This is a genomic window from Paludibaculum fermentans (assembly GCF_051172195.1).
GTDB classification, from domain to species: domain Bacteria; phylum Acidobacteriota; class Terriglobia; order Bryobacterales; family Bryobacteraceae; genus Paludibaculum; species Paludibaculum fermentans_A.
Genome location: NZ_JBPJAQ010000004.1, coordinates 344,530 through 358,602 on the forward strand (window position 1 = coordinate 344,530; position 14,073 = coordinate 358,602).

General features: G+C 64.2%; 11 protein-coding genes. 8 read left to right on the forward strand and 3 right to left on the reverse strand.

Going from position 1 to position 14,073, the window contains the following annotated elements; translation table 11 throughout:
• Positions 1-43: 43 nt before the first annotated feature.
• From ACR9Y2_RS38235 to ACR9Y2_RS38265, 7 genes are all read left to right on the forward strand, one after another.
• The gene (locus tag ACR9Y2_RS38235; RefSeq protein WP_435047179.1) at positions 44-1,279 is read left to right on the forward strand and encodes a serine hydrolase domain-containing protein; all 1,236 of its coding nucleotides are present in this window, start codon (positions 44-46) and stop codon (positions 1,277-1,279) included.
• A 12-nt stretch (positions 1,280-1,291) separates the two neighbouring features.
• Complete coding sequence (locus ACR9Y2_RS38240; protein WP_435047180.1) at positions 1,292-1,744, forward strand: MarR family winged helix-turn-helix transcriptional regulator; 453 nt, start codon at positions 1,292-1,294, stop codon at positions 1,742-1,744.
• Between the two features lie 54 nt (positions 1,745-1,798).
• Positions 1,799-2,605 (forward strand): VTT domain-containing protein, encoded by an 807-nt coding sequence (locus ACR9Y2_RS38245; RefSeq protein WP_435047181.1) that lies wholly within the window; start codon positions 1,799-1,801, stop codon positions 2,603-2,605.
• A 135-nt stretch (positions 2,606-2,740) separates the two neighbouring features.
• Positions 2,741-4,795, forward strand: a complete 2,055-nt coding sequence (locus ACR9Y2_RS38250; protein ID WP_435047182.1) for an Ig-like domain-containing protein — start codon at positions 2,741-2,743, stop codon at positions 4,793-4,795.
• Between the two features lie 90 nt (positions 4,796-4,885).
• Positions 4,886-5,257: a DUF7670 domain-containing protein gene (locus ACR9Y2_RS38255; RefSeq protein ID WP_435047183.1), complete on the forward strand. Its 372-nt coding sequence runs from the start codon at positions 4,886-4,888 to the stop codon at positions 5,255-5,257.
• Positions 5,258-5,314: 57 nt separating this feature from the next.
• A complete protein-coding gene (locus ACR9Y2_RS38260; protein WP_435047184.1) occupies positions 5,315-7,093 on the forward strand; it encodes a M1 family aminopeptidase in 1,779 nt (592 codons plus the stop codon).
• Entirely contained in the window at positions 7,090-8,394 is a 1,305-nt protein-coding gene (locus ACR9Y2_RS38265) for an APC family permease (RefSeq protein ID WP_435047185.1), read from the forward strand. The genes ACR9Y2_RS38260 and ACR9Y2_RS38265 overlap by 4 nt, the downstream gene beginning before the upstream one ends.
• 580 nt (positions 8,395-8,974) lie before the next feature.
• On the opposite strand, the gene ACR9Y2_RS38270 is transcribed toward ACR9Y2_RS38265, so the two are convergent.
• From ACR9Y2_RS38270 to ACR9Y2_RS38280, 3 genes are all read right to left on the reverse strand, one after another.
• The gene (locus ACR9Y2_RS38270) at positions 8,975-10,084 is read right to left on the reverse strand and encodes a hypothetical protein (RefSeq protein WP_435047186.1); all 1,110 of its coding nucleotides are present in this window, start codon (positions 10,082-10,084) and stop codon (positions 8,975-8,977) included.
• A 138-nt stretch (positions 10,085-10,222) separates the two neighbouring features.
• Positions 10,223-10,696 carry a cytochrome c3 family protein gene (locus tag ACR9Y2_RS38275; RefSeq protein ID WP_435047187.1) on the reverse strand — a complete coding sequence of 158 codons (474 nt, stop codon included), beginning with the start codon at positions 10,694-10,696 and terminating at the stop codon, positions 10,223-10,225.
• An 88-nt stretch (positions 10,697-10,784) separates the two neighbouring features.
• On the reverse strand, positions 10,785-12,008 hold the full coding sequence (locus ACR9Y2_RS38280) for a PQQ-dependent sugar dehydrogenase (RefSeq protein WP_435047188.1): 1,224 nt from the start codon (positions 12,006-12,008) through the stop codon (positions 10,785-10,787).
• A 551-nt stretch (positions 12,009-12,559) separates the two neighbouring features.
• On the opposite strand from ACR9Y2_RS38280, the gene ACR9Y2_RS38285 reads away from it, so the two are divergent.
• Positions 12,560-14,059, forward strand: a complete 1,500-nt coding sequence (locus ACR9Y2_RS38285; RefSeq protein ID WP_435047189.1) for an FAD-dependent monooxygenase — start codon at positions 12,560-12,562, stop codon at positions 14,057-14,059.
• Positions 14,060-14,073: the final 14 nt, after the last annotated feature.

The window sequence follows — 14,073 nt, forward strand, 5'->3', positions numbered from 1 at the left end:
GAGCGGGTTCCCTGCGATTATAATGCCCGTGGAGTTTCTACATATGTTGCCCAGATGTTTCGCCGGCCTGCTGCTGCTTTCCAGCCTGGTCTTCGCCGCTCCTCCGGCGCCCGATGCGGGCAAAGCGGGACTGGATGCCGCCCAGATGCAGAAAGTCGGGCCCCGCATGAAGGCCCTTGTCGACGCCCAGATGGTGGCCGGCACGGTGACGCTGGTGCAGCATAACGGAGTGCTGGCGCACCTGGAGGCGGCCGGGTGGGCGGACATCGAGGCGAAGAAACCCATGCGAACGGACTCGATCTTCCAGATCATGTCGATGACCAAGCAGTTCACGGGCGCGGCCATCATGATGCTGGTGGAAGAGGGCAAGGTGCGGCTCAACGATCCAGTGGAGAAGCACTTGCCGGAGTTCCGCGGGCTGTGGGTGATCGCTTCCGAGACGGATGGCGTGCGGACCCTGCGGCGTCCGGCGCGGCCCATCACAGTGCGCGACCTGATGTCGCACACCTCGGGCATGGGCCAGGCGGCGCCCGGCATCGGCGACATCATGGTGAAGATGGACCGCACGCTGGCCGAAGCGTGCCTCATTTATTCGCAGCAACCGCTCGACTTTGAGCCCGGCACCAGGTGGCAGTACTCCAACGCCGGACTGGCGACGCTGGGCCGCATCGTGGAAGTGGAGAGCGGCCTGTCCTATGAGAAGTTCCTGGAAACCAGGATCTTCCAGCCACTGGGCATGGTGGACACCTACGTCTTCCTGCCCGCCGAGAAGCAGGCCCGCCTGGCCGCGCTCTACGACCGGAAAGACGGCAAGTTGGTGAAGGCCGGAGCGAATGTCCTGGGCGGCGACGCACTCCAGTACCGCAAAGGGGCGAAGTATTCCGGCCCGGAGCACAGCCTGTACTCCACCGCCTTGGACCTCGCGCAGTGGTACCAGATGATGCTGAACAAGGGCTCATTGAATGGCAAGAAGCTGCTTTCGCCCTCGTCGGTGGAAGTGATGACGAGGGTCCACACGGGCGACCTCAAGGCCGGCCACGATCCGGGCGTAGGGTTCGGGCTCACGTGGGCGGTAGTGAAAGAGCCGATCGGGACCCTCACCGGGCACAGCATCGGCACGTTCAACCACGGCGGAGCGTTTGGCACCTATGGGTGGGTGGATCCGAAGAAGGAACTGGTGGGCGTGTTTCTGGTCCAGTGCGACGACGATGCAAAGCCGGTGCGCGACGCGTTCATCAACATGACCAACGCCGCGGTGCTCGAGGCCTCCAAACAGTAGACGGGTGCAGCGATGAGCATCACGCTCGAAACCGAGGCCTTCGTCGCCTTGCAGCGCGCGGCGAACGGCCTGATGGAAGACATTGCCAGATTACTGAAGGGCTATGGCCTGTCTCCGGTGCAATTCAATGCGCTGAGGATCCTGCGCGGCGCCCGTCCGGACGCGCTGACGTGCGGGGAAGTGGGGGAACGGCTCATCACGCGCGATCCGGATGTAACAAGATTGCTGGACCGCATGGAGAAGCTGGGCTGGGTGTCGCGCTACCGTGGTGTAAACGACCGCCGGGTGGTGCGGGTGGTGATCAGCGAGCGCGGCTTAGCCCTGCTGGCTCAACTCGATGAGCCTGTGACAGAACTGCACCGGAAGCAGTTCGCCGGCCTGCGGGAGCGGCGCACGGCCAGCCTGGTGAAACTGCTGGACGCGCTACTTGCATCCCGGACCGGCCCGGATGCTTCTAAGATGTAGGGATCTATTTGGCGCCTTCGGCACGGGTCTTTCCTCAACTGGGGTTCTTCCAAAATGCATGGGGTTTGGGAATTCGTTCTGCACCACGGGTACGGCCTGATGTTCGCCGCCGTGTTTGTGGAGCAACTGGGTGCGCCGGTTCCGGCCGTACCGGTGTTGCTGGCGATGGGCGCGATGGCGGGACTGGGCTACTATTCCCTCCCGCTGAGCCTGTTGCTCGCCATAGTTGCCACCCTGGCTCCGGATACCCTGTGGTACTACCTGGGCCGCAGGCGAGGCGACTCGATCCTAGCCCTGCTCTGTAAGCTTTCACTGGAACCCGATACCTGTGTCAGAACGACGACGAATGCCTTTGACCGCTGGGGGCCCGCCACACTGCTGGTGGCCAAATTCGTCCCCGGCTTGAGCACGGTGGCGCCGCCACTGGCCGGCAGCGCCCGGCTGCCCGTGGGACGCTTCCTGGCCTTTGACGCGGCCGGGTCGTTGCTGTGGGCCGGTTCGGCCTTGGCGGTGGGCTTCCTGCTGCGGCGCAAAGTGGAACAGTTCGCCGAGGCACTCTCCAATTTCGGCCTGGGACTGCTGGTGGTCGTCGGATCTCCGCTGGCCGCCTGGATCTTCTGGAAGCTGTGGCAGAGGGAGCGGGCGATGCGGCTTTACCGGATCGCGCGTTTGCAGCCGACTGACCTAAAGGCCCTGCTGGATTCCGGCGAGCCCACCTATATCATCGACTTACGCGGGCCCAAGGCCATCAAGCGGTCGGGCTTCAAGCTGCCTGGCGCGTTGATGCTGCCGCAGGAGGAGATCGACGTCCACCTGCGCGACCTGCCCTCCGGCGCGCACCTGGTTTTCTACTGCAGTTGACCCAACGAGGCATCCAGCGCCGGTCTGGCGCTACGACTCCAAAAGATGGGTTTTGCGAATGTCCGGCCGCTGCAGGGCGGCTATGACGAGTGGGTCGCTCAGGGCTATCCTGTTGATAGCCTGTGAGGGGCTTTCATGCGGACTCTCGTCCTGGTTCTACTTTGTTCCACCAGTATCTTTGGCGGTAGTGTCACCGTCGCGTTCAATCCGACCGATCCGGCAATCGGGCCGTTTCCTTCGGATTTCATGACGGTGCCGGACGATACCCAGAAGACAGGGCGGCGGGTCAACCTGCCGCTGCCCGGCTGCGATCAGCGTTCAGGCGATTGCCAGGAGTTGACGCTCATCAACGAACTGGACGGCTTCAACGTCCAGGCGCGGTTGACGGTGCGGTTCAACGGCTCCATCGACCCGGCGACGCTGCGCGGCGGCGTGGTGCTGGTATGGCTGGACGGCTCGAACCGGGTGACAGGAGTCAACCGGGTGAGCTGGGATCCGGCGACAAACACGATGCTCGCCAAACCGAACGACCCGCTGCGGCAGGGGCTGCGCTACGCGCTGCTGGTGACGGATGCGGTGAAGGATCCGGAAGGCGCCCCGGTGCTGCGCGATGAGGGCTTTCAGGCGTGTGTGGACCAACTGATTGGTGGCGTCTACTGCACCGACATCAGCCAGGCGGTCACGCTGGCCGGTGAGTTGCTGCCGGGCGTAGTGGTGACTGGCGGATCCGTCTTCACGACCATGACCGGCACGACCCTGCTGGAAGCGGCGCGGCAGATGATCGACCTGACCGCCCCTGCGTTTGAGCGGGTGGCGACCGTACCCGTGCGGGACATCCGTACCCTGACAATACATGGGCAGGTTCGCACGGAGGGAGAGAAGTTTGAGGATGTTCCGTTCCCTGCCCCGCCCGCCATCCTGGCTGTGCTGGGGATTGACCGGATCGCGTTCGGGACGCTGCAGTCACCCCAACTGCTGAATGACCAGCAGGTGATCCCGAATACGCCGACGCTGGACCCGCTGCCCAAAGAGATCAGCATGGGGCAGGTCGCCTTCCATGTCCTGCTGCCGAACACGCCGATGCCGCCGGGCGGATATCCCGTGCTGCTGGCGGCGCATGGACTGGGCGACAACCGGCTGGCCGGCCCATCGGTGATGGCGCAGTCGTTCATGCCGAAGGGCTACGCCATCGTGGCGTTGAACGCCGTGGGGCATGGCTATGGTCCGGAATCGACGATCCTGGTCGGCAAGGACGCCGGAGTGCAAGAGATCCCGGCCGCCGGCCGGGGTGTCGACCTGGATGGGGACGGCGCCATTGGACCGACTGAAGGCTGCGTGGTGTTGTTGCCCGGGGCCCCGGTCGCGATTCGCGACTGCCTGCGCCAGACGGCGATCGACTGGCTGTCGATGGCGCGGGCGATCAAGCTCGGCCTGGATGTGGACGGGGATGGGCGGCCTGACCTGGATGGCTCGCAGATGGCGTTCTGGGGGCAATCCCTGGGCGCATTTGTGGGGACGCTGGTGACGGCAACGAGTCCGGATATCTCCACTGCGGTCCTGAACGTGGGCGGGGCCAGCGGAGTGGAGACGGCCCGGGTGAGCCCGGCCTTGCGTCCGCTCGTGCAGAGCTATATGGGCTTGCGGACACCGGCGCTGTTGAATGCCTTCCCTGACTTCGACGAACAGTATGTAGGGCGCGATGAGCCGGTGAAGATCCTGAGCGTGCCGGGCGCGGCCGATTTGAAGGATGTGTTCGAGCGGCTGGAGTGGATTGAGGCGGCTGGCGCGCCTTCGACGTATGCTCCGCACCTGATGACGGCTCCGCTGGACGGAGTCGCCGCCAAGCGGGTGTTGTTCCAGTTCGCTACCGGCGACCAGACGGTGCCGAATCCGTCCAACTCACTGCTGGTGCGGTGCGCGGATGGCCAGGCCATGACGTCGATTTACCGGCACGACCTGGCGCGCGCGCTGCGTCCGGACCTGCCGGCCAATCCGCACACGTACTTCGCCTTCCTTTTGGACGCCAATGGTGCGCCGATCTCCCTGGCCGTGCTGGCGCAGGCCGCGACGTTCGTGCAATCGGGCGAAAACGCGATCCCGGACGCGAACTACCTGGTCAAGCCGTTCTTCGGCATCAACCTGTTCGAGGCGCCGGACGTGCTGCCGGAGACCACGGGCTTCCTGCAGTAGAGCCGTTCATCCGCTGTTGACGACCGTTCGCCGGATTGGTGATGCGCCCTGTGTGCGGCCGGGCCTACGATCACATTGGGAGAAGTACCAATGACGACCCGATGGTGGATGCAGGTCCTAAAGTGGATGGCCCGGGTGACGGGTATATTGGTGGCCGGCGGCTTTCTATTCCTGGTGAGTGCCGAGTTCTTTTCGCCGCACTCCGGCGCGCCGACGCAGTGGCGGGAGTGGCTGGGGATTGCCTTGATCACGATTGCCTGCCTGGCGCCGCTGCTGGCGTGGAAGTGGGAGATGGAAGCGGCGGTGCTTTCGCTGGCCGCGCTGGCTGCCTGGGTTTCGATTGTCCAGTTCCGGCTGGACCGCGGAGGCAAAGTGGTGGCGGTGATGGCGGTGCCGGCCTGCCTGTTCCTGTTGGACTGGGCGGTCAGGAAAACGTTGGGCAAGCCCATGCAGACCAATTAGGCACGGTGCGCTACCCTGGAAAACATTCCCGGCTGACGCTGGGGATCCAGGGTGGAGATGAAGACGCTGCGACTGATTGCCTGCCTGCTGATGGCTGCTGGAGTGTGGGCGGCCCAACCGCTGCGCTATGCGCTGGAGCTGACGGTGCGGCCGGAACGGCCGGAGTTCAGCGGGGTGGTGCGCATCGCGGTCCGGCTGGATGCCGCCACGCAGCAACTCACCCTGAACGCCAAGGATCTCACCGTGACGGAGGCGGAGGTGCGTTTGAGCGGCCGGCGGGTGGCGGCGCACGCCTCAGTCCTGAATCCGGAGGAGATGCGGCTAGAGTGGCCTGAACCGCTGGGCCCGGGCGAGGCCGAAGTGGAGATCCGCTACCAGGGGCGCATCGATGAAAAGGCGATGGAGGGCCCATACCGGAGGCAAGTGGATGGCCAATGGTATGTCTTCACGACATTCACGGCGATAGAAGCACGACGGGCGATACCGTGTTTCGATGAACCGCGATTCAAGACCCCCTGGCAGGTGACGCTGCATGTGCGGCGCGAGCACCGGGCGTTCAGCAACGCTCCGCTGGAGTCGGAAGTGGAAGAAGCGGAGGGCATGAAGGCGGTGCGCTTCGTGGAGACCGCTCCGCTGCCCAGCGAGATTGTGGCATTTGCGGTGGGCCCCTTCGATACGGTGAACGGTCCGGACGCCGGCCAACAGAAGGTTCCGGTGCGGGTGGTGACGCCGCAGGGGCGAGCCGAGCAGGGGCGTTATGCGGCGGATGTCACGGACCGTGTCATGACGGGGCTGGAGCGCTACACCGGCATCCCCTATCCGTTCCGCAAATTGGACCACCTGGCGCGGGCGGAGGGCGCCTTTGGCGCGGTGGAGAATCCGGGACTGATCAACTACCAGCAGAGCACGCTGCTGGCGGAACCAGGCAAGGATTCGGAGCAGTGGCGCGAGAGGCTGCGGCAGATCATGACGCACGAACTGGCGCACCAGTGGTTCGGCAACCTGGTGACGCAGGCGGGCTGGGAGGACGTGTGGCTGAGCGAGGGTTTCGCGACCTGGCTGGCGGGCGTAACGATGGATGCCGAGCATCCGGCGCCGGAGAAGAACCTGGCGGCGGTAGCGGCCCGCGAGCGGATCATGGGAGCAGATGCGGGCCCAAAGGCGCGGCCGGTGCGCGTGCCGATGCGGAGCCGGGCGGAGTTGAACGACGTTTACAGCCGCGTGGTTTACCAGAAGGGCGCGGCCGTGCTGTTGATGCTGGAGGGGTGGCACGGGGCGGAGCGGTTCCAGCGTGAGCTGCAGACTTATCTGAAGCGGCGGCCGTATGGCACCGCCACGACAGACGACCTGGCTCAAGTCCTCGATGCCGGGCAGACGCTGCATTCCTTCCTGGACCAGCCTGGTGTGCCGGCCATCCAGGTGAAGCGGAAGTGCGCGGGCGGCCGGGGCGGACTGGTGGTGGAACAGGCGGCGGGTGAGGCGAAGTGGGCCGTGCCGGTGTGCTGGAAGTCGAACTCGGGGAAGGCCTGTACGTTGTTGACCGGGGCGACCCGCGAGGTGGAACTGGAAGCGTGTCCGGCATGGGTGTTTGCGAACGCAGGCGGGACGGGCTACTACCGTACGGTGTGGACGGACGAGGAGTTGGCGGCACTTGCGGAGGGCGGCCTGGCGGAATTGAGCGCGGCGGAACGGTTGACGCTGGTATACGACCTGAAGGCGGGCGGCCAGGGCCGGGCGCTGCTGGCCTTGCTGGCCCGGGATGCGCAGCCGCGCGTGGCACAGGCGGCCACGGAAGCGCTGAAGGCGGTAAAGGAACCCAAGCAGGAGAAGCCTTGACGCCGGGCCGGCTGCCGGGCCAGAGCCTGCTGCGATCCCTGCGGACGCGGGACCTGACGGCTGTGGTCCTGAATGGAGTCATCGGGGCAGGAATCTTCGGCTTGCCTTCGCGGGTGTTTGCCCTGAGCGGCAATTACAGCCTGTTTGCCTTTCTGGCCTGCGCCGTGTGCGTGGCGATCATCGTGTTGTCGTTCGCAGAGGTGGCGAGCCGGTTTTCGGAGACGGGCGGACCGTATCTCTACGCACGGGAGGCGTTCGGGCCGAGCACCGCCTTCGCCGTGGGCTGGCTGCTGTGGGTGGCGCGGGTGTCGGCCTTTGCGGCGAACTGTTCGCTGCTGGCTGAGTACCTGGCTTTGTTTGTTCCGGCGTTGTCGGGCGGGCCGGCGCGGGCGGCTCTGCTGGCCGTGGTGGTGGCGGCCCTGACGTGGCTGAATATCCGCGGCATCCGGCCCGTGGCGACGGCGAGCAATGTGCTGGCGGTGGGCAAACTGATCCCGCTGGCCGGCTTCGCCCTAGTGGGTTTGTTCTTCCTGCAGCCAGCGCAATTCAACTTCCAGCAGCCGCCCAGCTACCGCTCGTTCTCACTCTCGGTGCTGCTGCTGGTGTTTGCGTTCACCGGGTTTGAAATGGGCATGGTGCCGGCGGGGGAGTCGAAGAACCCGAAGAAAGACCTGCCGAGGGCGCTGCTTTCCGGGATGGCGGTGGTGATTGCCCTATATATGGTGATCCAAGTGGTGTGTATCGGGACACTGCCCGGACTGGCGGGCTCGAAGCGGCCGCTGGCGGATGCGGCGGCGGCGTTTGGCGGTCCGGTGGGCGCGATGGTGATGGCGGCCGGATTGGTCGTGTCCCTGGCGGGGAATCTGAACGTGCTGGTGTTGTCGGCGTCGAGGATTCTATTTGCGATGGGCGAGCAGGGCGACCTGCCGGCTCCGCTGGCGCGGTTGCATCCCGGGTTCCGGACTCCGGTGGCGGCGGTGGTGTGGACGGCCGCGGCGATGCTGGCCCTGACGTTGTCGGGGACCTATGTCTATCTGGTCACGGTGAGTACGTTGTCGAGGCTGGTCGCGTACCTGGCGACGTGCGGAGCGGTGCCCCGATTGCGGCGGCAGGCGGCGGTTCCGGTGGCTTTGTTCCAGACTCCTGGAGGGATTCCGATGGCGTTGCTGGGGGTTGTGGTCTGCCTTTGGCTGTTTTCGAGCAGCACCTGGATTGAGGCGCGGGACACGCTGCTGGCGACGGCATTCGGGTTCGTTTTGTACGCGATGACGAGGTGGCGGGCGGCGCGGGCAGGCGGGTGAGCGGGGGCCGCCCGGACTACGACTCGCGATTTGCGGTGTAGGTTTGGATGTCAAAGAGCTGGCCGGGCACCGGATCAGATTGACCCGTGAGCCGATGTGCAACGGCAAAATGGGTTTGTTCCCTCAAATAACTCAAATAGGCCGACCGGCGGCGGTGAAACGCCGAAGTGGGTTTGTTCCCTCAAAAAATCCCAATAACCTGACCGGCGGCGGTGAAGCGCCGAAGTGGGTTTGTTCCCTCAAAAACGTGGGCGGCTGGTGCTTGGGTTTGCCTGCCGGCTGCGTTGAGGCAGGCGGGCGGCCTGCGGCGAAGTGGCTTTGCTCAGCCAAAATCAAACGCCCAGCCGGCGCCGCCTTCGATTTGTTCGACATCTTCATCACATTCGTTGCTCCTGAGCGCATGATACGGAGCAGAAGAAGAGGCAGGCCAGCTAATGATCTGCAACTGACTGAGCCCATTGGGTTGAGAATATTTTGAACTGGCAGGACCGTTGGAGCGGACGGGATGGAAGGCCCCTGATACTTTTGTCAGGATTGCCCATTTCGGGCAACTGCCTGGGGCCCTCACCTACCCGGGCGGTCAGGGCCGTTTGTGGAGAAAGAAGAGCGCGAATTCGACCAGCGCCAGGATGATGTCGACCACGAACAGCCAGATGATGTACCACTCCAGGCGTTCCATCCGGCGATGATCCTCGGCGGCTTTGAGACGGTCTGTGATCGTTTCCAGGCGGGACAGCTTTTCCCGGATGTCGCGGGTCTTCTTCTCGAAACGGAAGCGGGCGGCGACGGTATCGAACGCGCGTTCGAGGAAGTCGTTGTCGAACGCCTCGAGGCTGCTTTGCACTTCGCTGAAGAGTTGGGTGTAGGCGATGGCGAGCGCGTCCAGTTTCTGCTGGCCGCGCTTGGCGGGCAGGCCGCTGGTGAGCGAGACCTCGAGACTGGATAACTGGCTTTCCAGGGCGAGTTGCATGCCTTTGAAGTTCAGCAACTGCACATTGGCGTATTCGAGCATGCGCAGCACGCGGTCGATGATGAGGTTGACGGCTTTGTCCCCGTCGCTGATCAGGATGGCGGCATGCCAGTCGATCACGGTCAGGTCGGCGTTGCGGGACCAGCGATGGTGTCCGGAGAGTGCTTCGTGGACGAGCTGGCTGGAGGGATCGGAGGGGAAGGACTTGACGATCTGGGCGATTTCCCTTTGTGAGTCGTTTAGCAGTGAGTCGATGCCGGAGCCAGGTTCCAATTGCAGACGGAAGATGGAATAGTCCTCGACCGCGGTAGTGAGGCGAGGCGGAGTGATCGCCGAGGGAGCGCGGCTTTCGAGGCGCTGTAGCAGTTGTGCGACCAGAGCGGCCGCACTTTGGCGAATGGCTGGGTTGTCGGCGAGCAGCAGGCTGAGCTCGACGAGTTGCGGCAACTGTACGCCGGCAGGCAGATCGAGACGATAGCGAATGGAGATGCTGCCGATGTCATAAATGGTGGCGGCGACGGCGCAATCGGTGGCGAATTCACCCAGGATGACCGGAGCACACTCCTGGCGCAGGACCAGTGGCGCGCGTTGGGGATCGCGATAGCCGAACTCCGACTCCACCTCGCCCAGGTGTTCGCGGCAGAGCGTTAAGTTGATGGCCCAGGCCACATCGAAGGCGACGCAGACGTAGGCGCGTCCGCCCATGAAGGCTACCTTCATGCAGAACCTCCCAGTTTCCGAGTGTCTCCAGGATTGCAGCAGTCGAGCCAGAAAGAAATGGCCAGGACCATCCAGGGCGGGTCAGGCTGGCGTTTTCCTGGGCAGAGAAATCGACCAAGGGATGGGTTGGCAGCAGGGCTAACGTTCTTCGTGGCAGGTGCCGCAATCGTTGCGGGCCTTCGACTTGGCATGGCAGGCCATGCAGGTACGCATATTGTGGGACACCTCAGGGGTGATCTGGTCGCGCTCGCGAACGGGTCCGTGACAGGTGTCGCAGGTGGCGCCCGCCTGCGTATGGACGCGGTGGCTGAAGTAGACGTAAGGAGAGAGCTGATAGACGCGGACCCAGGGCAGCGGTTTCCGCTCTTTCGCGGCGGCGGCCAACTTCTGGATATGCGGGCTATCGGCCTTGACCGACCGGTGGCAGCTCATGCAGAAGGTCTCCGCCGGAAACCCCATGTATTCGCCCGGGTCAGCATTTTTGTGGCATGAGCTGCACTGCAGCCCCAAAGCCAGATGCGTCTTGTGACTGTAAGGAACCGGCTGCTGCTGGCCGCACAACTCCGCAGCCAGCAGCAGCATTCCGGACAATCCAAAAATCGCGTGCTTCATCAGGTCAGCAAGATTCCGGCAGTGCCAGGAGCGACGGAAGCCGGCGTGCTACCGACTGTTTGGTTCCTGTTCGCATGACTGGCTGGAGTCACTTGGGCGTTACGTGGATGAGAGCGCCGGGATTGGCGTCTTCCAACAACCACAGGGTACCATCCGGAGCCTCCTCCGCATCGCGGAGGCGTTTGCCCAGGTCCCAACGCTCAGCGGTCTTGGCTCCGCCTTTGCCGTCGAAGATGAGGCGAGTGAGGGTATGGCTGCCCAAACCGGTGACGAAGCCGCTGCCGTCCCATTGCGGAAACGCTTTGGCGCCGCGATAGAACATCAGGTTGCCGGGCGCGATCACCGGGACCCAGTAGAGCACCGGTTTCGTGAATTCGGGGTGCGTGTCGTGGCTGGGGATGGGCACCTCGTCATAGTTCATGCCGTAGGAGACGACGGGCCAGCCGTAATTCTTACCCTTCTCAATGAGGTTCAACTCATCGCCGCCGCGCGGACCATGCTCGACCTCCCACAATTCGCCTTTCGGGGAGAAGGCCAAACCATAGGGGGCGCGGAAGCCACTGGCCCAGGTTTCGGAGGGTGTCTGGTTGGGTCCGGGGAAGGTGTAGCTGCTGACCACGGGCGCGTTTTTGGCTGCCTCGGTGTCGCGGGGTGGATCGATCAAGGGAATGGTGGAGGCACCGGTTTTGCCGTAGTTGGGGTTGCCAGGGAACGGTTTGCCGTCCAGGGTGAGGTGCAGGATCTTGCCTACGGGCTGATTCGGATCCTGAGCCGGGGTCATGCGCTGGCGGTCGCCGACGGTCATGAAGAGAGATTGGCCATCGGGCGCGAAGGCGACCTGCCCGCCGGCCTGACCACCCTTCCCCCTGGGCATCTGGCGCCACAGCACCTCGAGTTTCTCGAGCCTGGGGACGCGGCCAGCGTCCAGACGGGCACGAGCCAAAGCCTGGCCCCCGCCGTAGTCACCGGGCTCCACATAGGTGATATAGATGCTCTGGTCGGTGGCGAAGTTGGGCGAAACGTAGACGCCCAGCATTCCGCTCTGCCCCTGCCAGTACACAGGCGGCGTATTGCCTAAAGGCGCGATCTTCTCTCCCTGCGCGGAGACCAGCCAGATGGGCCCGATCTTCTCGGTCACAAGCATGCGGCCATCCGGCAGGAAAGCGATCCTCCAGGGCAGGCCGAAGGTGGACACGGTGGTCATCTTGAAGGGGAGCGTGGGTTCGGGTTTTTGTTCGCCCACGTTGACCTGGGCCCAAACCGGGGCAGACACCAAGGTGAGCAGCAGCGATGCTGTCGCCAGTTTCATCATCTTTCTCCTTGCTTCATTCTGAGGGACGTAGTCCAGAATAACAGCCGACCGGCATCACCAATCGGACAGGGGTGCAGCACGCGAAGGCGGCGTATCTTTTCCAGTCATTCATCTGGATGAAGGACCGAGTGGATTGGGGTGTAAAGACGAGCCTGCTCGCGTACGGAGCTATGCAGTGGGGCGGAGCGTCACAGGCTCCCCCGCATTTAGGATAGCAGCCGGCCCATGCGGAAATCTAACTAATTGATACTAAACAAGATATAGTCCGGCACTCGAGCTTCAAAAGAGTCGACTTCGCGGTACGAATTCGCATAACCTGAGGGCGTACCAGCGGCACAGGCTATTGGGCAGCCCTGCGCCAGATGAAACCGGCCGAAGCCAGCAATTGACGGCAGTGTTCCGCCTTCCGGCCCGGAACCTGAACAATTCGAACAGCGCGAACAGGAGACAAGTGTGCCAGAACTCACCTACGAATTCGATTTGTCTATCAACTCAGGGAACGCGGCCGAAACTGGGGATGCGACGGGCGCCCTGGCGGCGGGGGTGCGGGCGTGAGCGGACATACGGTGGTCATCGCCGGGGGCGGCCCGACGGGGCAGATGCTGGCGGGCGAACTGGCGTTGGCGGGGATCGACGTGGCGATTGTCGAGCGGCGTAGCAGCCAGGCGTTGACCGGCTCGCGGGCGGGCGGCCTGCATTCGCGGACCCTGGAGATTCTCGATCAGCGAGGGATTGCGGGCCGGTTCCTGGCGGAGGGCCAGGTGGCGCAGGTGGCGGGGTTCGCGGGGGTCCGGTTGGACATCAGCGAGTTTCCGACCCGGCACCCTTACGGACTGGGGCTGTGGCAGAACCACATTGAGCGGATTCTGGCCGGCTGGGTGGAAGAGTTGGCTGTGCCGATCTACCGCGGGCGCGAGGTGACGGGTTTTGCGCAGGACGACACGGGGGTAGACGTTCAGATCTCCGATGGCCAGACGTTGCGGGCGGAGTATCTCGCCGGGTGCGATGGAGGACGCAGCCTGGTGCGGAAAGCAGCGGGCATTGAGTTCCCGGGCTGGGACCCGACGACCAGCTGCCTGATTGCCGAGGTCGAACTGGCCGAGGCGCCGGAACTGGGGGTCCGGCACGACGCCATCGGGGTCCACGGCTTCGGGCGGTTGGAGTACGAAATCCGCGACGGCAAGGTGGTGTACAAGGATTCCGGGCCGATCCGGGTGATGGTGACGGAGCGGCAGGTTGGACGTTCGGCGGAACCGACGCTGAGCGAGCTGAGTGAGGCGCTGGTTGCGGTGTATGGGACCGACTACGGGGTGCACAGTCCTACGTACCTCTCGCGGTTCACTGATATGACGCGGCAGGCCGCGGCCTATCGGAACAGGCGGGTGCTGCTGGCCGGCGATGCCGCGCACATACATGCTCCGGACGGTGGACACGGCCTGAATACGGGGGTGCAGGATGCAGTGAATCTGGGATGGAAGCTGGCGCAAGTGGTGAAGGGGACTTCGCCGGACAGCCTGCTGGATACTTATCATGCGGAGCGCCACCCTGTAGCGGCCCGCGTGCTGCGCCACACGATGGCGTCGGTGTTGCTGCGCCGCGCGGACGAACGGACGAAGGCCGTGCAGGACACCCTGGCCGAACTGCTGGGGATGGACGAGCCGCGCAAGCGATTCGCGGCCGAGATGAGCGGCCTGGGGATTCGCTACGACCTGGGGGAAGGACACCCGCTGCTGGGGCGCCGCATGCCTGACCTTGAGGTAACCGGGAAGCAGGGGACCTTTCGCGTCTTCACGCTACTGCACAAGGCGGGCCCGGTGTTGCTCAACTTTGGCGAGCCTGGCCGCTTCGACATTGCTCCATGCGGTGACCGGGTTCAGGTGGTGGACGCCAACTATGCCGGGGGCTGGGAACTGCCAGCGATCGGGCCGGTGGTTGCGCCGGACGCTGTGATGGTGCGGCCTGATGGATATGTGGCGTGGGTGGGGGAGGCGGACCAGGAGGGACTGGCCGAGTCGCTTACCAAATGGTTCGGAGCGCCGGTTGCCGCGTAGACACGGGAGAGAGG

Excerpts from the sequence above, each read along its gene's own strand:
- ACR9Y2_RS38235 (WP_435047179.1), top strand. The coding sequence starts at position 44 with ATGTTGCCCAGATGTTTCGCCGGCCTGCTGCTGCTTTCCAGCCTGGTC.
- ACR9Y2_RS38240 (WP_435047180.1), top strand. The coding sequence starts at position 1,292 with ATGAGCATCACGCTCGAAACCGAGGCCTTCGTCGCCTTGCAGCGCGCG.
- ACR9Y2_RS38245 (WP_435047181.1), top strand. The coding sequence starts at position 1,799 with ATGCATGGGGTTTGGGAATTCGTTCTGCACCACGGGTACGGCCTGATG.
- ACR9Y2_RS38250 (WP_435047182.1), top strand. The coding sequence starts at position 2,741 with ATGCGGACTCTCGTCCTGGTTCTACTTTGTTCCACCAGTATCTTTGGC.
- ACR9Y2_RS38255 (WP_435047183.1), top strand. The coding sequence starts at position 4,886 with ATGACGACCCGATGGTGGATGCAGGTCCTAAAGTGGATGGCCCGGGTG.
- ACR9Y2_RS38260 (WP_435047184.1), top strand. The coding sequence starts at position 5,315 with ATGAAGACGCTGCGACTGATTGCCTGCCTGCTGATGGCTGCTGGAGTG.
- ACR9Y2_RS38270 (WP_435047186.1), bottom strand. The coding sequence starts at position 10,084 with ATGAAGGTAGCCTTCATGGGCGGACGCGCCTACGTCTGCGTCGCCTTC.
- ACR9Y2_RS38275 (WP_435047187.1), bottom strand. The coding sequence starts at position 10,696 with ATGAAGCACGCGATTTTTGGATTGTCCGGAATGCTGCTGCTGGCTGCG.
- ACR9Y2_RS38280 (WP_435047188.1), bottom strand. The coding sequence starts at position 12,008 with ATGATGAAACTGGCGACAGCATCGCTGCTGCTCACCTTGGTGTCTGCC.